General features: G+C 71.7%; 19 protein-coding genes. 13 read left to right on the top strand and 6 right to left on the bottom strand.

Annotated elements, in window-relative coordinates:
* Positions 1-28: 28 nt before the first annotated feature.
* A complete protein-coding gene (locus tag OG989_RS00305; protein WP_327029370.1) occupies positions 29-1,441 on the bottom strand; it encodes an MFS transporter in 1,413 nt (470 codons plus the stop codon).
* A gap of 232 nt (positions 1,442-1,673) precedes the next feature.
* On the bottom strand, positions 1,674-2,726 hold the full coding sequence (locus OG989_RS00300) for a mechanosensitive ion channel family protein (protein WP_370518969.1): 1,053 nt from the start codon (positions 2,724-2,726) through the stop codon (positions 1,674-1,676).
* Between the two features lie 150 nt (positions 2,727-2,876).
* On the opposite strand from OG989_RS00300, the gene OG989_RS00295 reads away from it, so the two are divergent.
* On the top strand, positions 2,877-3,722 hold the full coding sequence (locus OG989_RS00295) for an alpha/beta hydrolase (RefSeq protein WP_151455966.1): 846 nt from the start codon (positions 2,877-2,879) through the stop codon (positions 3,720-3,722).
* Between the two features lie 816 nt (positions 3,723-4,538).
* On the opposite strand, the gene OG989_RS00290 is transcribed toward OG989_RS00295, so the two are convergent.
* A complete protein-coding gene (locus tag OG989_RS00290) occupies positions 4,539-5,456 on the bottom strand; it encodes a low temperature requirement protein A (protein ID WP_327029369.1) in 918 nt (305 codons plus the stop codon).
* Between the two features lie 883 nt (positions 5,457-6,339).
* Between OG989_RS00290 and OG989_RS00285 the strand changes: the two genes are divergently transcribed.
* Positions 6,340-6,897: an HNH endonuclease gene (locus OG989_RS00285; RefSeq protein ID WP_132239323.1), complete on the top strand. Its 558-nt coding sequence runs from the start codon at positions 6,340-6,342 to the stop codon at positions 6,895-6,897.
* 43 nt (positions 6,898-6,940) lie between these two features.
* Here the strand turns inward: OG989_RS00285 and OG989_RS00280 are convergent, their stop codons facing one another.
* The 3 genes from OG989_RS00280 to OG989_RS00270 form a co-directional block, all read right to left on the bottom strand.
* Positions 6,941-7,792: a class F sortase gene (locus OG989_RS00280; RefSeq protein ID WP_151455964.1), complete on the bottom strand. Its 852-nt coding sequence runs from the start codon at positions 7,790-7,792 to the stop codon at positions 6,941-6,943.
* Between the two features lie 12 nt (positions 7,793-7,804).
* The gene (locus OG989_RS00275) at positions 7,805-8,326 is read right to left on the bottom strand and encodes a hypothetical protein (RefSeq protein ID WP_151455963.1); all 522 of its coding nucleotides are present in this window, start codon (positions 8,324-8,326) and stop codon (positions 7,805-7,807) included.
* An 89-nt stretch (positions 8,327-8,415) separates the two neighbouring features.
* On the bottom strand, positions 8,416-8,871 hold the full coding sequence (locus OG989_RS00270) for an Lrp/AsnC family transcriptional regulator (RefSeq protein ID WP_151455962.1): 456 nt from the start codon (positions 8,869-8,871) through the stop codon (positions 8,416-8,418).
* A gap of 179 nt (positions 8,872-9,050) precedes the next feature.
* Between OG989_RS00270 and OG989_RS00265 the strand changes: the two genes are divergently transcribed.
* From OG989_RS00265 to OG989_RS00215, 11 genes are all read left to right on the top strand, one after another.
* Positions 9,051-9,950, top strand: a complete 900-nt coding sequence (locus tag OG989_RS00265; RefSeq protein WP_327029368.1) for a tryptophan 2,3-dioxygenase — start codon at positions 9,051-9,053, stop codon at positions 9,948-9,950.
* 20 nt (positions 9,951-9,970) lie between these two features.
* Positions 9,971-11,281: a kynureninase gene (gene kynU / locus OG989_RS00260; RefSeq protein WP_327029367.1), complete on the top strand. Its 1,311-nt coding sequence runs from the start codon at positions 9,971-9,973 to the stop codon at positions 11,279-11,281.
* 241 nt (positions 11,282-11,522) lie between these two features.
* Positions 11,523-12,860 (top strand): FAD-dependent oxidoreductase, encoded by a 1,338-nt coding sequence (locus OG989_RS00255; protein WP_327029366.1) that lies wholly within the window; start codon positions 11,523-11,525, stop codon positions 12,858-12,860.
* Between the two features lie 23 nt (positions 12,861-12,883).
* The gene (locus OG989_RS00250) at positions 12,884-14,365 is read left to right on the top strand and encodes a 2-hydroxymuconic semialdehyde dehydrogenase (RefSeq protein WP_327029365.1); all 1,482 of its coding nucleotides are present in this window, start codon (positions 12,884-12,886) and stop codon (positions 14,363-14,365) included.
* A 102-nt stretch (positions 14,366-14,467) separates the two neighbouring features.
* Entirely contained in the window at positions 14,468-15,262 is a 795-nt protein-coding gene (locus tag OG989_RS00245) for a 2-keto-4-pentenoate hydratase (RefSeq protein WP_327029364.1), read from the top strand.
* The gene (locus tag OG989_RS00240; RefSeq protein ID WP_327029363.1) at positions 15,259-16,200 is read left to right on the top strand and encodes an acetaldehyde dehydrogenase (acetylating); all 942 of its coding nucleotides are present in this window, start codon (positions 15,259-15,261) and stop codon (positions 16,198-16,200) included. Before OG989_RS00245 ends, OG989_RS00240 begins: the two co-directional genes overlap by 4 nt.
* On the top strand, positions 16,197-17,267 hold the full coding sequence (gene dmpG, locus OG989_RS00235) for a 4-hydroxy-2-oxovalerate aldolase (RefSeq protein ID WP_327029362.1): 1,071 nt from the start codon (positions 16,197-16,199) through the stop codon (positions 17,265-17,267). The genes OG989_RS00240 and dmpG overlap by 4 nt, the downstream gene beginning before the upstream one ends.
* A gap of 55 nt (positions 17,268-17,322) precedes the next feature.
* Complete coding sequence (locus OG989_RS00230) at positions 17,323-18,096, top strand: 2-keto-4-pentenoate hydratase (RefSeq protein WP_327029361.1); 774 nt, start codon at positions 17,323-17,325, stop codon at positions 18,094-18,096.
* Positions 18,093-18,575, top strand: coding sequence for a RidA family protein (locus tag OG989_RS00225; protein WP_327029360.1), 483 nt, complete (start codon positions 18,093-18,095; stop codon positions 18,573-18,575). Before OG989_RS00230 ends, OG989_RS00225 begins: the two co-directional genes overlap by 4 nt.
* Positions 18,572-19,096 carry a 3-hydroxyanthranilate 3,4-dioxygenase gene (locus tag OG989_RS00220; protein ID WP_151457027.1) on the top strand — a complete coding sequence of 175 codons (525 nt, stop codon included), beginning with the start codon at positions 18,572-18,574 and terminating at the stop codon, positions 19,094-19,096. Before OG989_RS00225 ends, OG989_RS00220 begins: the two co-directional genes overlap by 4 nt.
* The gene (locus tag OG989_RS00215; protein ID WP_151457028.1) at positions 19,096-20,124 is read left to right on the top strand and encodes an amidohydrolase family protein; all 1,029 of its coding nucleotides are present in this window, start codon (positions 19,096-19,098) and stop codon (positions 20,122-20,124) included. The genes OG989_RS00220 and OG989_RS00215 overlap by 1 nt, the downstream gene beginning before the upstream one ends.
* The last annotated feature ends 56 nt before the right edge of the window (positions 20,125-20,180 follow it).

Genomic DNA, 20,180 nt, shown 5'->3' with positions numbered 1-20,180 from the left:
GAGCGGGGGGTGCCGGCTGTGGGTCGGGTCACCGCGTGCTGCCGCCGTCCCGCCTCGCCGGGGCGACCGCCCAGCGGCCCGCCGGCCCGCCGGACCGCTCCTCCACGGGCCGCCCCTGCGCGCCCGCCGGGGAGGCGGGGCCGGCTGCCTGCCGGGGGGCCGCTCCGCCCCCCTGCTGGGCCGCCTCGATCGCCGCGTCGATCGTCGACCGGCTCGGCCAGCGCAGGGCGGCGAGCGTCATCAGCAGCACCCCGACGGCGCTCCACACCCCGACCACGAGCGGGATGGAGTATCGCTCGGCCAGCAACCCGGTGACCAGGACGGCCATGCCCTGGATGACCTGGACGCCGGTCGCCATCACGCCGAAGGCGCGGGCCCGGAAGCCGTCGGGCAGCGCCCGGACGAAGAGCCCGTTGGCCACCGGCAGCATGCCGGCGACGGCGAACCCGCAGGCCGCGGCGAGCAGCGCCACCACCAGGGGCGGAGGGTCGAGCAGGGCGGGCACCAGGGCCAGCGGGGAGAGCACCGCCAACGGCCGCATCAGGCTCAGCCGGCGGTCCGGCCCGAACGCCCGGCTGACGACGAGGCCGCCGAGGATGAAGCCGACGGGGTTCGCCGCCATGATGATCGCCTGCGCGGCGCCGGCGTCCAGTTGGCCGGCGTGCTCGCTCGCCCAGGCGGCGGCGAGGCCCTCCGGCACCACGGAGAAGAGCATGGCGGCGAAGACCAGCACGGCGATGGCCCGCAGCACCGGGGTGCCGAACACGATCTGGAAGCCCTGCGCGGTCTCCCGCAGCAGGTGGCTGCGGTGCGCGGCGGTCATCGCCGTCGGTCGGTCGGCCACGCCGAAGCGGACCAGCGCGGCCGACAGGGCGAAGGTCGCCGCGTTCACCAGGAGCGCGGTGGTGGGGTTGAAGGCGGCGATGGCCGCGCCCGCCAGGTAGCCGACGACCTGGGCGGCCTGGCCGACGCTGCTGATCATCGAGAGCCCGACCACCAGGCGGTCCCCGGTGAGGACCAGGGGAATCAGCGCCGACTTGGCGGCCTGGCTCGGTGGGTTGGCCAGCGTGGTGGCGAAGAGCAGGGCCAGGATCATCGGGACGGGCACGCCGGGGATGGCGATGCACACCATCAGCACCATCCGGACGAGGTCGCAGATCACCATGACCTGCCGGTAGCGGTGCCGCTCCGCGAGCGTGGCGAGCAGGGGGCCGCCGACCAGCCAGGGCAGGTAGCTCACCGCGAAGGCGGCGGCCGAGAGCGCGACGGACCGGGTCTCCTCGTAGACCAGCAGGGTGACCGCGGCCTTGGCGATGTAGTCGCCGATCCAGGAGAGCGCGCTGGCCGTGAAGACGGCGCCGTATTCGCGATTGGCGAACACCTCGCGGAAGGTTGCCGGCCCTTCCGGGGATGGTCGCTCGTCAGGCACCGTCGCCTCCATCGTTCCCCTGAGCGGGCCACTCGTGATGGACGGCCCGGGAACCGTCGTCAGATCTACGGATCAGCGAGGACGTGATCACGCTCCGGGGGAGCGCGTTGCACCGGATTTTGCCCGATCGTCCGACGAGTGGCTAGGGCGAAGGGGTTGATCGTCGCATCTCCGACTGAACGAACGGACGATACCCGAGGGGCCACCCGGCTCGCGACCCCCGCCGCCCGGCGTTCTGGACGCCTCAGGTGGCGCCGCCCTGCCCGGTCTCGCGGGGGGTGGAGACCGGCATGCCGGGGTAGAACCGGGCGGCGGCGATCTTCGCGGTGATGCCGGAGTTCTCCAGCGCCTCGGCGAGCCGGCGACGCAGCTCCCGGCCGACGGCGAACTGCCCGTCCGCGGTCGTCTTGACCACCGTACGGATCACCGCGCCGTCGACCGTCATCTGCTCGACGCCCAGCACCTCCGGCGCCTCGACGATCTCCGGCGCCAGGTCGGGGTCGATCGCCACCGAGGCGGCGGCGGTACGCAGCACGGCAGTGGCCTCCTCCGTGCCGGCGAAGCCGATCGGCAGGTCGACCACCACCAGGGCCCATCCCTGGCTCTTGTTGCCCACCCGGACGATCTCGCCGTTGCGGATGTACCAGAGCACGCCCCGCCCGTCGCGGACGGTGGTGACCCGCAGCCCGACCGACTCCACCACGCCTGTCGCCTCGCCGAGGTCCACGGTGTCTCCGACGCCGTACTGGTCCTCGATCAGCATGAACAGGCCGGCGATCAGGTCCTTGACCAGGCTCTGCGCGCCGAAGCCGAGGGCCACGCCCGCGATGCCGGCGCTGGCCAGCAGCGGGGCCAGGTCGAAGCTGAACTCCTTGAGGATCATCAGCAGCGCGATGCCGAAGATGAACGCGGTGCTCAGGCTGCGCAGCACCGAACCGATCGCCTCGGCCCGCTGCCGGCGCCGCTCCGGAACGAACTCGCCGGGCTCGACGGCGGCGGTGGGGATCCGCTCGCGCAGCGGACGCAGCATGGTCGGCACGCCCGCGTCGGTGGTGGTGCGCACCAGCCGGCGGATCGTGCGGTGCACCAGCCACCGGGCGGCGACCGCCAGCAGCAGGATCATCACGATCCGCAGCGGCTTGAGCAGGATCCAGTAGCTGCCCTCGGCGAACCACACCGAGCCGGTCATGTCGTAGACGCTCTTGCAGAGGGCGTCGTCCAGGCAGGTCGGCGACGGGGCCGGGTCCGGCGCCTCGACGGCGGGCAGGGCGGGCGGCGTCAGGCTGGCAGCGGTCACGCTGTCTTCGTACCGCACCCGGGGGGGCCCGAACCCCCCGACCCTCCGCGTCGTGACCCGGCCCCCGGTGGAGCGTGCCGCCCGGGCGCGGTCGCACCGGTCAGGTCCCGCCCCGGGAACGCGAGGTGACGGCGCAACTATCATGATCAAATGACAGCTTCCACCTTCGTCTTCGTGCCCGGCGCCGGCAGCAACTCGTTCACCTGGGCGCCCATGCAGCGGGAGCTGGCCCTGCGGGGGCACCGCTCGCTGGCCGTCGACCTGCCCGGGCACGGCTTCGGCGCGACGTTCCCGGCGGCGTACCAGGCCCCGCAGGACCTCGCCGCCCTGGCGACCGCGCCGAGCGCGATGGCCGGCGTCGGCCACGCCGACAACGTGGCCCACGTCCTGGACGTCGTGCGGCGGGTACGCGAGCACGGACCGGTCATCCTGGTCGGGCACAGCCGGGGCGGGCTCACCCTGACCGGGGTCGCCAACGCCGCCCCGGAGCTGCTGGACCGGCTGGTCTACATCTCGGCGTGGTGCTGCGCCGCCGACACCCCGGCCGGCTACCAGGCCTCGGCGGAGAACGCGTCGAGCGCCCTGAACGGCGTCGGCGGCCTGCTCGCCGCGAACCCGATGGAACTCGGCGCGCTGCGGTTCAACTGGCGCACCGCCGACCCCGCACTGCTCGCCACCCTCCGGGAGGCGATCCTGGCCGACGGCACCGACGACGAGTTCCACGGCTACCTGAACACCCTGGAGCCGGACGAGAGCCTGGACGCCGGCGAGGAGCGGGCCGACCCCGGGACCTGGGGCCGCGTCCCCCGCACCTACCTGCGGCTCACCGCCGACCGGTCGATGCCGATCGCGCTCCAGGACCGGTTCATCGCCGACGCCGACGCGCTCACCCCCGACAACCCGTTCGACGTGTGGTCCCTCGACGTCAGCCACGCCGCGGTGCTCGTCCGCCCCGGGGAGACCGCGGCACTGCTCTCCTCCCTGGCCCGGCTCTGACGGACCCGGCGGGCCGATCGACGCCGAGCGCGGCCGATGATGCGCGCAGGGGGTCGCACCCGCCGGCGCGGTATTGATCGGGTCGTCGTGATTGCGTTTATCGGCTTCAATGCGTAAACATGATCATCGGGGCCTGGAATGCGGCGCGTCGGAATCGGTGGCGGGTGCCGGACGGCGAGCGGCGCCGGAGGGGTCCGCCCCTGCTCAGGGGCGGATCCGCCCGTTTCTGGGTGATGCCTGGCCGGCTTCCGGCATTAGTGCGTGCAATCCGGGATCTACTAGTGCAAGTAGGCGTTGATCTGCAAGAACGCCAAGAGAAGATCATGCGGCATAACTTGGGCACAACTCAGATCCCATCTCGACCAGCAGGGCCGATCGGCTGGCTGTCCTTGCATCGTGCGCCGGCTTCCATTCCCAGAACCTCACCGATGCGCAAGCCTTCGCCGGCTCCAAGCCAAACAGCCGCGCGAAATCGTCGGGGCACAACCTCGGAGAGCCTAAGAACCTGATCCTCGGTGGGCGCCCATTTCGGCGTACATGAAATGCCCCCTAGGATCTGCGAAAGCTTCACGCCGTCACATGGGTTATCGGAAAGGACCTTGTCGACAGCAGCGGCGTTCAAAATGCTCTTAAGGACCCCGAAGTAAAGGACGACAGACGATCTGGCGACGCTTTCGTCAAGGGCGGGGCGCAAGCGGCCCGCCGCCGTATCGCACCGGGGCGCGCGTGCGGCCTGGCGGCCGGTCACGCCCCGGCACACGGCTATCAGGGAAGCCCTTGACAGTCGCAGTGCAGCTCCCCGGCCGACCGGGTTACCTAGTGTGCCGGGGAGGGGGCCTCGGCGGGACGGCCGGCGGCGTGGCGGGCGTCGGCGAGGGCGACGGCGAGCAGTACGAGCGCGGCCACGACCGTAGCGGCCAGCGGCGGGGCGAAATACAGGGGGACGGCGGCGACCGCCAGGGCGGCGATGGCGACGACGCGGCGGAGGGAAAGCCGGTCGAACACGACGCGTTCCAGACGGATGCGGCCGTAGAGGAACAGTGCTGGACCGCCGAGGATAGCGACGAGCCACACCGGCTCGGGCTTGCCGGCCGTGTGTTTCAGTACGATCTCGAAGCCGACGGCGGCGGTGAGGATGCCCATCACCATGACGACGTGTGCAGTGCCGGTGGCGCGACCGGCGGCGTACCGGTCCCCCGCCGTGGCGACGGCTTCGCCGAGGATCTGGCCGGAACGGTAGAAGTAGATGCGCCACAGCAGCACCGTCGACAGGAACGCCACCACGAGCCCCGCGCCGGTCACCGCGGTGACCGGCTGGTAGGTCACCGTGAGGCCGACGGCGAGCACGGTTTCCCCGAGGGCGATCATCAGGAACTGCTGATAGCGGGCGGGCAGGTGGTGGCGGCTGTCCATGGCCCACGCACTGACCGGCTGCCGGGCCATCCCCGGTACCGGCCAGCGCAGCTGCCCGGCGACGATGTCGACGGCCACGGCGACCCCCCACAGGGCGACCCGGGCGTCGCCACTGACGGCCGCGCCGGCGAACCAGATCACCGCCGTGGCCGAGTGCCACAGCACCGACCGCAGGTAGAGCTGCCGAAGAGGGTGCCCGCGCAGCGCGGGCATCAGGATGAGCGGCCGGCCGCACTGCAGGATCACGTACGGCAGCACGAACGCCCACCCGCGGCCCGAAGTCCCATACCGCTCATATTCACCGGCACGACCCCGGTTCACCGGGGGTTGGATTTCCTACACCCGGAGGGAAGCCATACGGGTGACCGCCAACGACTCCTGGCCCGACCAGGACGTCGTGGGAGTGGTTGGACGCGCCCGGACGCCACCACACGCTGACGAATCCGTCCCAGGACATGCGTGACGATCGGCCCTTATTGCTGGGAGGCCCGTCCTCATGCCCACGCGCGCCCAACGCCGGAGCCAAGTGACGTTGGAGTATCAACCCTCGTGTACCCCGGCGTCAGAACGGGCCGCCGCCGGGGACTGGGCGCCGAGAATGACCCGCAGGGCAGGACCGGCAAGCCCCAGACATGGGGGCAGCGTCCGCGGTGCCGAGCAGACGACCCCCCGTGCCAGCTACGACCTCAGCCGTAGCAGGTAGACAGCCACCGCCGCATTGGGAGCGCGCTCTCTCTGTTCCGCCGCCTCAACCTGGACTCTCACCGCCCACGCCGCAGGAACGGCCAGCGCACCTGTGCAGGCCATGGACGACGAGGGACAGGAGAACCCAGGGCCACCGCTTGGAGGGGGATTCCGCTTCACGTCAGGCACTTTAGTGATCTTGAGTTGCCTTGATCAAGTTTACGGAGATCAATGCAACTGCAAGATCATCGGGCACGGATCCGGCACAACCGAGATCGAAAACGGGTGTAGAACGTCGAGAGTCGCTGAGGGGTCCCGCCCTGCTCAGGGGCCAGATCTGCCCGTTTCCGGGTGATGCCCACTTGGCTTGTCACATTAGTGCGTGCAATCCGGGAGCCGATCAGGGACGATGGGCGCACGGACGTCGGTGATCCGGCCGGCGTCGGCCGTGGTGGGCAACTGCGCCCGTTTCCGGTCGGCGGTGGCAAGCAGGGGCCGCTGAACCGGGAGGGTGAACGCGATGCCTGACATACGACCCACGGTGGGCTCCGGTGCGCTGGTCCTCAACGCCACCTACGAGCCGCTGTGTGTCGTGTCGGTGCGCCGCGCCGCCATTCTCGTGCTCTCCGCCAAGGCGGTCTGCGTCGCCGACGGCGACGGCATCCTGCACAGCGCCCGCGACGCGCTGCCGGTGCCGTCGGTCGTCCGCCTCACCCGCTTCGTACGCGTGCCCTACCGCACCCACGTCGGGCTCTCCCGCCGCGCCATCTTCGCCCGGGACGGCTGGCGGTGCGCCTACTGCCGGGGTCCCGCCGAGACCATCGACCACGTCTTCCCGCGCAGCCGGGGCGGCCGGCACGCCTGGGAGAACGTCGTCGCGGCCTGCGCCCGGTGCAACCACACCAAGGGCGACAAGACGCCGGCCGAGCTGGGCTGGCGGCTGCACGCGCTGCCGGCGGCCCCGAAGGGCACCGCCTGGCGGGTGCTCGGCCACCGGGCGCCGGACCCCCGCTGGTCCGACTGGCTCGACCTGCGCGAGCCCGAAGGCCGCCTGAGCCGGGAGCCCGAGGCCGCCTGACCCGTCGCCCGCGCCCGCACGACGCGGCGCGCGGGCGGGCCGGTCACGTCGTGCGCGCCCGGACCAGCGACGCGAAGACCACCACGTTGTCGGCGTACCCGGTCTGCCCGCCCACCCAGCGTCCGCCGCAGGTGATCAGGCGCAGCCGGGGGCGGTCGAAGTCGCCGAAGACCTCGTCCACCGGTAGCCGGTCCTTGTCGAAGCGCTCGACGGAGTCCACCTCGAAGACGGCCACCGAGCGGTCCTGCCGGGCGACCTCGATCCGGTCGCCGTCGTCCAGGTCCCGCAGCTTGTGGAAGACCGCCGGCCCGCTGGTCGTGTCGACGTGCCCGACGATCACCGCCGGGCCGTACTGCCCGGGGGTCGGGCCCTGGTCGTACCAGCCGGCCTCCTGGGCGCGGGCGGCGTCCGGCACCGCGATGCTGCCGTCCGGGGCGATGCCGACGCCGTGCACGGGCGCCCGGACGTCGATCGGGTCGATGGCGATGCCGACGGGCCGGCTGGCGGGCAGCACCGGGAACTTCTTCGGCGCGGGTCGCAGCCCCGCGAGGAACCGCTCCGGCAGCACGCTCACGCCGGCGATCCGCTCCACGCCGAGCATCGTGACGATCAGCGCCATCAACGTCCCGATCACCAGGACCGGCAGGCCGGGCCCCCGCCCCGGGGCCAGCCGGCGGCCGCCGGCCGGGATCCGGCGGTAGCGGGGCCGGGCGGGCAGCGGACCGGCGGCCGGGTCGGTGGTGGCGACGCTCGCCGACACCGCCTCCCCGGCCACCCGGCGCAGCCGGCGCGCGGTCGCGGCCGCCGCCCGGCGGGACGCCCGCAGCGCCCGCCGGGTGGTCGCCCGGACCCGGCCCGGATCCGATCGCCTGGTACGCCTCAGGGAGCCGGCCATGGCGACGGCGGGTCAGGAACCGGACCCGGTCCGGCGGCGGTTGCCGAAGAAGCCGAAGCCCACGGCCAGGGCCACGACCGCGAGGCCACCGATCATCAGCATCGAGCCGGTGCCCGAGACGCCGGCGGTGCCGCCGCCCCCGGTGGCCGGGCCCTTGCTCGGCTGCTCCATGTTCAGCACCGTGAGCGTGGTGGTCGCGGTCTTGCCGTTGTCGCAGCGCAGGTCCACCGGGTAGTCGCCGGGCTCCTTGCTGCCCGGGATGGTGACCTGGCCGGTCAAAAAGCCGTTGTCCGGCCGCAGCATCACCCGCCCGAAGGCGTCGGAGTGCACGTCGGCCTGGCGGTTGTTGGCGTTGTCGCAGCCGGCCCGGATGCTGACCCGGGTGCCGGCCTGCGCGCTGTTGGGTACCACCTCGACGAAGGTGTTCTCACCCGCCCAGGCGGGTGCGAGAGTCGTCAGGACGAAGGCCCCGACCAGCCCCAAGACGGTCAGAGCGCGGGTCAGGGCACGTTGGAACGCTGTGAGCACCGGCATGATCCCCCCTTCCGGTGACGATCACCGGAATCCTCCCCGGGCAACAGGGGCCTGCTTTCCCGCTGGCCGGGGGGCAAACCCGGGGCGGGTCAGCGCTGCCGGTCGGCGGGGGGCAGCGGGGTGACGGGCTGCCATTCCAGCGGGGTGGAGAGCACCATCGTGCTGGACGGCTGGCCGTACGGGGCGAGCCGGTCGATGACGCCCTCGAAGTCGTCGATCGACCCGGCGGCCACCTTGAGCATGCTGCACGCGTCGCCGGTGATCCGGTGGATCTCCAGGATCTCGGGCCAGTTCGCCACGTCCGGGTCGTGCAGGATGCACCGGGCCCCGTAACAGGACATCCGGATCAGCGCGACCACGGTGCGGCCGGCCCGGGTCAGGTCGACGTGGGCGTGGTAGCCGGTGATCACCCCGGACTCCTCCAGCCGGCGCACCCGCTCGGCCACGGCCGGCGGCGACAGGTGCACCCGGCGGGAGAGTTCGCTGAAGGAGAGGCGCGCGTCGGCCTGCAGTTCCCGCAGCAGCGCCCAGTCCATGTCGTCCATGAGGCGACCTTACTTTCCTGAAGCCGAATCCGGCTCATGCCTTCTGCGTAGCAGGTCAGACGGGGTGAGCGCCGTTGATCCGGCATTCCATCCGGGGGTTCCGCCGAGAGATCATGTTGACATCCCGAAAACGGCCGACCGTCGGCCGTCCCGGGTGACGAAGCAGAGGGAGGCCACCGGTGGAGCAGACGGACGTGCGCGTACCCGCCAAGGCGGCGGTGCGCCCGGTGACCCCGCGGCAACGCGCGGCCCGCGCCGCCCGCAACGGCGGCGAACCGACGCTGGAGTTCGCCGAGCGGGTGCCGTACGACGCGTACGTGCACGCCAGCACGCTGCACCAACTGCAGCAGCCGCTGAGCGACGACCCCGGCGAGATGTCCTTCCTGATGGTCAGCCAGATCATGGAGCTGTACTTCAAGCTGAGCTGCCACGAGCTGCGCGAGACGCAGCGGCTGCTGCGGACCGACCGGGTGTGGGACGCGCTGGCCCCGCTGCGCCGCGCCGCGCTGCACCTGGAGGGGCTGAACGCGGCCTGGAACGGGCTGCGCTGGATGACCCCGGCCGACTTCAACCGGTTCCGCAACCTGCTGGGCGAGGGCTCCGGCTTCCAGTCGGCGATGTACCGCCACCTGGAGTTCCTGCTCGGCCTCCGCGACGAGACGCTGATCCGGCCGTTCCGGCGGCAGACCGACGTGTACGCCGAGCTGCGCGCCACCCTGGCGGCGCCGAGCCTCTGGGACGACGTGGTCGCCCTGCTGGCCCGCCACGGCCACGAGCTTCCGGCTGAGCTGCTGGACCGGGACGTCAACGCCGAGCACCAGCCGCACGCCGCCGTGGAGGCCGCCTGGGTGCGGATCTACGCCGAGCCCGGGCCGGAGAACCACCTGCGGATGCTGGGCGAGGCGCTGACCGAGGTGGCCGAGCAGTTCGGCGACTGGCGGCAGCACCACGTCAAGGCGGTGCAGCGCACAATGGGCGCCAAGGTGGGCAGCGGCGGCTCCGCCGGACTGGCGTGGTTGCAGCGGAGCATGGCCCGGGTGGTCTTCCCCGAGCTGTGGTCGGCCCGGACAGCGATGTGACCCGAGAGCGAGACGACGCTATGACCACCCCCGCATCCGATCCGTCCGGTTTCGCCGCCGGTGAGGCCGAGGCGCGCCGCCTCGACGCCGCCGATCCCGGGCACCGCCACCTGTTCCGCGTGCCGCCGGCCGACGGCGGCCGGTACCCCGAGGCCGCCTACCTGGCCGGCAACTCCCTCGGCCTGCAACCCCGGGCCACCCGCGACGAGCTCGCCGCCGACCTGGACGCGTGGAGCCGCCTCGGCGTCGAGGGACACCTGGAGGGCGAGCGGCCCTGGCTGCCGTACCACGAGCTGCTGACGGCGCCGGCCGCGCGACTGGTCGGCGCCGCCCCGGCGGAGGTCGTGGTGATGAACTCCCTGACGGTCAACCTGCACCTGCTGATGGTCAGCTTCTACCGGCCGGCCGGTGCGCGCACCCGGATCGTCATCGAGGACAGCACCTTCCCCTCGGACAGCTACGCCGTGCGCAGCCAGGCCCGCTTCCACGGCCTCGACCCGGACACCACGGTCGTCCGGCTGCGCCCGCGCGCCGGCGAGGACACCCTGCGCACCGAGGACGTGACCGCCTACCTGGCCGCCGAGGGCGACACGGTGGCGCTGGTGCTGCTCGGCGGGGTCAACTACCTCACCGGCGAGCTGATGGACATCCCGGCCATCACGGCCGCCGGCCGCGCGGCGGGGGCCGTGGTCGGCTGGGACCTGGCGCACGCCGCCGGCAACGTCCCGCTCGCCCTGCACGACTGGGACGTCGACTTCGCCGCCTGGTGCTCCTACAAGTACCTGAACTCCGGCCCCGGCGCGCTGGCCGGCGTCTTCGTGCACGAGCGGCACCTCGGCGACCCCGACCTGCCCCGCTTCGAGGGCTGGTGGAGCACCGAGGCGGCCACCCGGTTCGAGATGACCCCGGTCTCCCGGCCGCCGGCCACCGTCGAGGCGTGGCAGATCTCCAACCCGCCGATCTTCGCGATGGGCCCGGTGCGTACCTCGCTGGAGCTCTTCGACTCCGTCGGGATGCCCGCGCTGCGCGAGCGCAGCCTCCGGCTCACCGGCTACCTGGCGGGGCTGCTGGACGAGGTGACCGCGAACCGTCCGCTGACCGTGGTCACCCCGCGCGAGCCGGAGCGGCGCGGCTGCCAGCTCTCCGTGCGCATCGGCGCGGGCAGCGCGGCCGAACTGGCCAAGCGGCTGCGGCACGAGCACGGCGTGATCGCCGACGCCCGGGAGCCGGACATCATCCGGTTCGCTCCGGTGCCGCTCTATTCCACGTTCCACGACTGCTGGCGGGTCGCCGACGCGCTGGCCGCCACGACGGAGATGAGCTCATGGTGAGCGCGAGGAGTGAGCCGGGGTTGCGAGCCCCGCAGTCGCGAACGGAGATGAGCTCATGGTGAGCGCGAGGAGTGAGCTGGGGTTGCGAGCCCCGCAGTCGCGAACGGAGATGAGCTCATGGTGAGCGCGAGGAGTGAGCCGGGGTTGCGAGCCCCGCAGTCGCGAACGGAGATGAGCTCATGGTGAGCGCGAGGAGTGAGCTGGGGCTGCGAGCCCCGCAGTCGCGAACGGAGATGAGCTCATGACCGACCAGCGGGACGAGATCGCGGTCGTCGGCGCGGGCCTCGCCGGCTGCCTGCTGGCCTGCTTCCTGGCCCGGCGCGGCTACCCGGTGGCGCTCTACGAGCGGCGGCCCGACCCGCGCACCGGCACGGTGGAGCGGGGACGCTCCATCAACCTGGCGCTCTCCGAGCGGGGCCTCGACGCGCTGCGCCGGATCGGCCTCGACGAGCAGGTGCTGGCCGACGGGCTGCCGATGCGCGGCCGGATGATCCACCCCGTCGACGGCGAGGCGCAGTTCCAGTCGTACAGCGCCGCCGGCGACCGGGCGATCAACTCGATCAGCCGGGGCGCGCTCAACAACGCCCTGCTCGACGCGGCCACCAGCCTGCCCGGGGTGCGGGTCGCCTTCGACCACCGGCTCGTCGGGCTCGACCCGACCAGCGGCGAGATGACCTTCGAGACCCCGCAGGGCACGGTCGCGGCCACCGCGTCGGTCGTCCTCGGCGCCGACGGCGCCGGCTCCGCGGTGCGCGGGCAGCTGCTGGCGTACGGGCTGCTGACCGAGAGCGTGGACTTCCTCGACTACGGCTACAAGGAGCTGACGATCCCGCCGCTGGGCGGGGACTTCGCCCTCGACCCGGAGGCGCTGCACATCTGGCCGCGCGGCACCTCGATGATGATCGCGCTGCCGAACCCGGACCGCTCCTTCACCTGCACGCTCTTCTGGCCCACCCACGGCACCGCCAGCTTCGCCTCGCTGGGCAGCCCGGCGGCCATCGAGCGGCACTTCGCCGAGCACTACCCGGACCTGCCGCCGCTCGCCCCGGGCCTCGTCGACGACTACCAGCACAACCCGGTGGGCGTGCTCGGCACCGTCCGCTGCACCCCCTGGCAGGCGTACGGGAGGGTCGGCCTGCTCGGCGACGCGGCACACGCCATCGTCCCGTTCTACGGCCAGGGCGCGAACTGCGCCTTCGAGGACGTCGTCGAGCTGGACCGCTGCCTGGACGAGTGCGCCGACGACTGGTCCGAGGCGCTGCCGCTGTTCCAGCAGCGCCGGCAGGCCAACGCCGAGGCCATCGCGCAGATGGCGCTGGCGAACTTCGTGGAGATGCGGGACAAGGTCGCCTCGCCGCTGTTCCAGGCCGGCCGGAAGGTCGAGCACGCGCTGGAGCGGGTGCTGCCGGGCCGGTACGTCTCCCGCTACGAGCTGGTGTCCTTCTCGACCACCCCGTACGCCGAGGTGCGTCGGCGGGTCCGCCGGCAGCACCGCCTGCTCGGGGCGGTGGCCGCCGGGGCCGTGGCGCTGCTGGCCGGCGCGGTCGGCCTCACGATCAGCCGGGGGAGGCGTCGATGACCGTGACCTGGGATCCCCGGCTGATGGCCGGGCGGGCGCCCGACGGCCCGGGCCTGCTGCGCAACTTCGTGGGCGGTGAGTTCGTCGAGGGTGGGCGGCGGTTCGTCAAGCGCAGCCCGGTGACGGGTGAGCCGGTCTTCGAGGTGGTCGAGGCGGATCGGGCGTGTGTGGACGACGCGGTCGCCGCCGCTCGGGGGGCGTTGCGGGGGCCGTGGGGTCGGATGGGGGAGCGCGAGCGCGCGGAGGTGTTGCGTCGGGTCGCCGTCGAGCTTGAGCGGCGTTTCGACGATCTGGTGACCGCTGAGGTGGCCGACACCGGCAAGTCGATCTCGCAGGCGCGGACGTTGGACATCCCGCGCGGCGCGGCGAACTTCCGCGCCTTCGCGGAGATCGTGGCGACGGCGCCGACGGAGTCGTTCACGACGGTGACGCCGTCGGGTGGGCGGGCGTTGAATTATGCGGTGCGTAAGCCGGTGGGTGTGGTGGCGGTGATCGTGCCGTGGAACCTGCCGCTGCTGCTGTTGACGTGGAAGGTCGCTCCGGCCCTTGCGTGCGGTAATGCGGTGATCGTGAAGCCGAGCGAGGAGACGCCGGCGTCGGCGACGTTGTTGGCGGAGGTGATGGCCGCCGCCGGGGTGCCGGAGGGTGTGTTCAACCTGGTGCACGGGTTCGGTCCGGATTCGGCGGGTGAGTTCTTGACCCGCCATCCTGGGGTGGACGCGATCACGTTCACGGGTGAGTCGTCCACCGGCGGGGCGATCATGCGGGCCGCCTCCGACGGGGTGAAGGCCGTGTCGTTCGAGTTGGGTGGCAAGAACGCGGGGTTGGTGTTCGCGGACGCGGATCTTGATGCGGCGGTGGCGGGGTCGGTGCGGTCCAGCTTCACCAATGGCGGTCAGGTGTGTCTGTGTACTGAGCGGATCTATGTGCAGCGGCCGGTGTTCGAGGAGTTCACGGCCCGGCTCGCGCAGCGGGCTGGTGAGCTGTCGTTCGGGTGGCCTGCCGACGAGGCGACGGTGAACATGCCGTTGATCTCGCGTCAGCATCGGGAGAAGGTGCTGGGCTATTACGACCTGGCCCGTGGTGAGGGTGCGCAGGTGCTGACCGGGGGCGGCGTGCCGGCCTTCGGTGACGCCCGTGACGGTGGTGCGTACGTACAGCCGACGGTGTTGACGGGGTTGGGCGCGGATGCGCGGACCAACACCGAGGAGATCTTCGGGCCGGTGGTGCATGTGGCCCCGTTCGACGATGAGGACGAGGCGTTCGCGTTGGCGAACGGCACGGAGTACGGGCTGGCGGCGGCGGTGTGGACCCGCGATGTGGGTCGGGCGCACCGGGCCGGTATGCGGTTGGACGCGGGGATCGTGTGGGTGAACACGTGGTTCCTGCGGGATCTGCGGACGCCGTTCGGTGGGGTGAAGGCGTCGGGGATCGGGCGCGAGGGTGGCGTGCACTCCCTTGATTTCTATTCCGAGTTGACCAACGTCTGCGTGGATCTGACATGACCGGACGCGGCGTGTGCATCGGTGACGCGGGCGCGGTGGACGTGGCGAGCACATCGGTGTCGCGGAGTGTCCTGGCGGCTCCGAGTGGAGTGGGGAGCTGACATGAGCGTTGATTACGAGGCGGCGGCCCGGGAACTGGTCGACGCGCGGGAGAACGGCAAGCCCTGTCCGCCGCTGCGGGGGCGGTTGCTGCCTGAGGGTGACGTCACGTCGGCGTACCTGGTGCAGCAGCTTCAGGTGCGGCAGTGGTTGCAGCGCGGCCAGCGGCGGGTGGGCGCGAAGATCGGGCTGACGTCGCGGGCGGTGCAGGAGAGCTTCGGTGTCTTCCAGCCCGATTTCGGGGTGCTGACCGACGACATGGCGGTGCCCGACGGGGCCGAGGTGCCGATGGGCCGGCTGCTCCAGCCACGGGTCGAGGCGGAGGTCGCGTTCGTCCTGGGTGCGGACCTGCCCGACGAGCGGATCACCAGCGCGGACGTGATCCGGGCGGTGGACCACGTGTTGCCGGCGATCGAGATCGTGGATTCGCGGGTGGCGGGGTGGGACATCTCGATCGTGGACACGGTGGCGGACAACGCCTCCAGCGGCCTGTTCGTGCTGGGCACGACGCCGCGTCGGCTGGCCGACGTGGACCTGCGGTTGTGCGGGATGGTGCTCGAACAGGCCGGTGAGCCGGTGTCGGTGGGGGCGGGGGCGGCGTGTCTGGGTAATCCGTTGCATGCGGTGCAGTGGTTGGCGCAGACGATGGCCCGCTCGGGTGATCCGCTGCGTGCCGGGGATGTGGTGCTCTCCGGGGCGCTCGGCCCGATGGTGCCGGTGACGCCGGGCGCGGCGTACGAGGCGCGGATCTCCGGCCTGGGCTCTGTCCGCACGTGCTTCTCCAAGGAGGCGTCGTGACCACCGGTGTGGCGGTGATCGGGTCGGGCAACATCGGCACCGATCTGATGATCAAGGTGTTGCGGTTGTCGGAGTCGCTGCGGATGGTGGCGATGGTCGGCATCGACCCCGACTCCGACGGTCTGGCGCGGGCCCGGCGGTTGGGTGTGGCGACCACCGCCGAGGGTGTGGATGGCCTGGTGGCGATGCCGGAGTTCGCGGATGTGGAGTTGGTGTTCGATGCCACGTCGGCGGGTGCGCACCGGCGTAACGACGCGGTGTTGGCGGCGCACGGTCGGCTCGTGGTGGATCTGACGCCGGCGGCGGTGGGTCCGTACGTGGTGCCGCCGGTGAATCTGGACGAGCACCTGGGCGAGCGCAACGTGAACATGGTGACGTGTGGTGGGCAGGCGACGGTGCCGATTGTCGCGGCGGTGGGTCGGGTGACGCCGGTGGTGTACGGGGAGATCGTGGCGTCGATCGCGTCGAGGTCGGCGGGGCCGGGGACGCGGGCGAACATCGACGAGTTCACGGAGACGACGGCGCGGGCGATCGAGGTGGTCGGTGGTGCTGGTCGTGGTAAGGCGATCATCGTGTTGAATCCGGCGGATCCGCCGCTGTTGATGCGTGACACGGTGTACTGCCTGTGCGAGGACGCCGACGCCGACCGTGCGGCGATCGCCGGGTCGGTGGCGGAGATGGTGGCGGCGGTGCAGGAGTACGTGCCGGGGTACCGGTTGAAGCAGGACGTGCAGTTCGACCGGGTCGATGCGTACGTGCCGTCGTTGGGTCGGCATCTGCGCGGGTTGCAGGTGTCGGTGTTCCTGGAGGTCTCCGGCGCGGGACATTATCTGCCGGCGTACGCGGGGAATCTGGACATCATGACGTCGGCGGCGCTGCGTACGGCGGAGCGGCTGGTGGCGGTGCGTTCCGAGGCTGCTTCGGGGGTGCTGTCATGACTGATCTGTACATCCAGGACGTGACGTTGCGCGACGGCATGCACGCCGTCGCCCACCGCTACACGGTCGAGCAGGTCCGCACCATCGCCGCCGCGCTCGACGCCGCCGGGGTGGCCGCGATCGAGGTCGCTCACGGTGACGGGCTGGCCGGGTCAAGTGTGAACTACGGCCATGGTGCGGCCAGTGACGCCGACTGGATTTCGGCGGCGGCCGAGGTGATGACGAACGCGAAGCTGACGACGTTGCTGCTGCCGGGTATCGGCACCATCGCCGACTTGAAGGCGGCGAAGGCGCTCGGGGTGACCAGTGTGCGGATCGCCACGCACTGCACGGAGGCCGACATTTCGGCGCAGCACATTGCGTGGGCGCGGGAGAACGGCATGGACGTGTCCGGGTTCCTGATGATGTCGCACATGAACGACCCGGCCGGTCTGGCGGGGCAGGCGAAGTTGATGGAGTCGTACGGGGCGCACTGCGTCTACGTCACCGACTCCGGCGGCCGACTCCTCATGTCCGACGTCGCCGAGCGGGTGGACGCGTATCGGCAGGTGTTGGCACCGGATACGCAGATCGGTATCCACGCCCACCACAACCTGTCCCTCGGCGTCGCCAACAGTGTGGTTGCCGTGGAACACGGCCGCATTCTCGGCGACGGGCCGCTCGGTTCGGCCCACGGTCGGACGGTGCGGGTCGACGCGTCGCTGGCCGGGCAGGGCGCGGGGGCGGGTAACGCGCCGTTGGAGGTGTTCGTGGCGGTCGCCGAGTTGCACGGGTGGGAGCACGGCTGTGACGTGTTCGCGCTGATGGACGCCGCTGACGACATCGTGCGCCCGTTGCAGGACCGGCCCGTGCAGGTCGACCGCGAAACCCTCTCCCTCGGCTACGCCGGGGTGTATTCGAGTTTCCTGCGGCATGCGGAGCGGGCGTCGGACAAGTACGGGGTGGACGTGCGCTCGATCCTGGTCGAGTTGGGCCGCCGCCGCATGGTCGGCGGGCAGGAAGACATGATCGTGGACGTGGCACTGGACCTCGCCGACGGTCGCGCGCAGACGGGTGCGGCACAGTGAGCGCGAGGATTGAGCCGGGCGTGCGAGCCGCGCAGTCGCGAACGAGGGAGACGCCATGATCGGGCCGGACACCGCGGGTATCGCCGAGCGCCTCGGCGAGGCGGCCGACACCGCCACCGCCATCGCGCAGTTGGCTGCGGAGACGGGCTTGGACGTGGACGCCGCGTACGGGGTGCAGACCGCGTTGATCCAGCGTCGCCTCGACCGGGGTGAGCGTCTGATCGGGTTGAAGATGGGCCTGACCAGCAAGGCGAAGATGGCGCAGGTCGGCGTGGACGAGGTCATCTGGGGCCGCCTCACCGACACCATGCGCATCCCCGACGGCGGCACCCTCGACCCCACCAGGTTCATCCACCCCCGCGTCGAACCCGAAGTGGCGTTCCTCCTCGACCGCCTCCCCGAACCGGGCGAGCCGGTCGGGGACTTCACCGACGCCGTACGCGCGGTCGCCCCCGCCATCGAGGTCATCGACTCGCGGTACGCCAACTTCACGTTCTCCCTGCCGGACGTGATCGCCGACAACACCTCCGCCGCCGCCTTCACCATCGGCGCCTGGTCCCCGGTCCCCGACGGCCTCGACAACCTCGGGGTGCTGCTGGAGATCGACGGACGCGTCGCGCAGGTCGGCTCCACCGCCGCGATCCTCGGCGACCCCCGCCGCGCCCTCGACGAAGGCATCCGCCTCGCCGGGCGCCACGGCGTACGGCTGCGCGAGGGCTGGGTGTTCCTCGCCGGCGCCGCCACCGCCGCCGTGCCCCTGAAACCCGGCGCCCACGTCCGCGCCGTCGTCGAACACCTCGGCACCACCTCCCTGCGAGCCACCGCATGACCACGAACCAGGGCACGCCCTCGAACCAGGGCACGAGCGCCGGTCACGGCACGGGCGCACAGGCGCACGTCGTGGCCGGCAAGGCCGTACCCCGAGGCGCGTTTCCGCACGTCAAGGTCGCCGGCGGCTTCGTCTTCGTCTCCGGCACCTCCAGCCGCCGCCCCGACAACACCTTCGCTGGCGTTGACGTCGACGAGCTGGGCACGACGAACCTGGACATCCGTGCGCAGACCAGGGCCGTCATCGACAACATCCAAGATCTGCTGAAGACGGTCGGCGCCGACCTGAGCGACCTCGTGCAGGTCACCACCTACCTCGTCAACATGAACGACTTCGGCGGCTACAACCAGGTCTGGGCCGAGTACTTCGACGCCACCGGCCCCACCCGCACCACCGTCGCCGTGCACCAACTACCCCACCCGCACCTGCTCATCGAAATCCAGGCCGTGGCCCTTCTTCCGTCAGGAGGTCAGTCGTGAGTGAGATCGCGGAGCCGTTCAGCTTCCCCGGTTGGATCGCGGAGAACCAGCACCTGCTCAAGCCGCCGGTCGGCAACAAGGAGATGTTCCCGGGCGGGGACGACTTCATCGTGATGGTGGTGGGCGGGCCCAACCAGCGCACCGACTTCCACGTCGACCCGTACGAGGAGTTCTTCTACCAGGTCAAGGGCAACATGCACGTCAACCTGATGACCCCGGAGGGGCCGCGTACGGTGCACGTGCGCGAGGGTCAGATGTGGATGCTGCCGCGCAACACCCCGCACTCGCCGCAGCGGCCCGAGGCCGGCTCGATCGGCGTGGTCGTGGAGCGGGTCCGCGAGGAGGGCACGCTGGAGAAGTTCCAGTGGTACTGCGCCGAGTGCGGACACCAGGTGCACGAGGTGGAGTTGCAGGTCAGGGACATCGCCGCCGACCTGCCCCCGGTGTTCCAGGCGTTCTACGCCGACGAGGCCGCCCGCACCTGCGGCAACTGCGGCGCGCTGCACCCGGGCAAGGGCTGATGCCTGCCGGGCCCGGGCCGGCGCGGCCCCCGGTGGTCGACGTGCACACGCACGTCGTACCGAAGGGGTGGCCGGACCTCGGCGCGGCGTGCGGTGGGTCGGACTGGCCCTGGCTGCGGGTCGACTCCGAGCGGGCGGCCATGATCATGGTGGGGGAGACGGAGTTCCGCCCGGTCGGGGCGGAGTGCTGGGACGCGCCGACCCGACTCGGCGACATGGACGCTGACGGCGTGGACGTGCAGGTCGTGTCGCCCACCCCGGTCTTCTTCAGCTACGACCGGCCTGCCGACCAGGCGGTGAAGGTGGCCCGGATTTTCAACGACCGCACCCTGGAGGTCACCGCCGCTGGTGGCGACCGGCTGGTGCCGTTCTGCCAGGTGCCGTTGCAGGACCCGGAGGCGGCCTGCGCCGAACTGGACCGCTGCCTCGCGGCGGGGCACGCCGGGGTGGAGATCGGCAACCACGTCGGCGACCGCGACCTGGACGACGCCGGGATCGTGGAGTTCCTGACGCACTGCGCCGAGGTGGGCGCGCCGGTCTTCGTGCATCCGTGGGACATGCCGGGCGGCCCCCGGCTGGACCGGTGGATGGCCCGCTGGCTCGCCGGGATGCCCGCCGAGACGCACCTGTCGGTGCTGGCCCTGATCCTCGGCGGCGTCTTCGACCGGGTGCCCGACACGCTGCGGATCTGCTTCGCGCACGGCGGCGGCAGCTTCCCGTTCTGGCTGGGCCGCGCCGACAACGCCTGGCACCGCCGGGGCGACCTGGTACGCGGCGCCTCCACCGCCCCGCCCAGCTCGTACGTCGACCGGTTCTGCGTCGACTCGGTGGTCTTCTCCGCGCCCGCGCTGCGGCTGCTGGTCGACACGATGGGCGCCGAACGGGTGCTCGTCGGCAGCGACTACCCGTATCCGCTGGGGGAGCGGCCGGTCGGCCGGGTGGTGCGCGAGGCGGACTTCCTCACCGGCGAGCAGCGCGACCTGCTGCTCGGCGGCAACGCGCTGCGCTTCCTCGGCATCCGCTCCTGAGCCGCGCCCGGGCGGCGCGGTCCCCGAGGGGCCCCGCGCCGCCCGGCGGGTGGAAT

Source organism: Micromonospora sp. NBC_01740, assembly GCF_035920365.1.
Taxonomy (GTDB): domain Bacteria; phylum Actinomycetota; class Actinomycetes; order Mycobacteriales; family Micromonosporaceae; genus Micromonospora; species Micromonospora reichwaldensis.
Note: the sequence above shows the minus strand (reverse complement) of the source record. Positions and strands in the feature narration are given on the sequence as shown.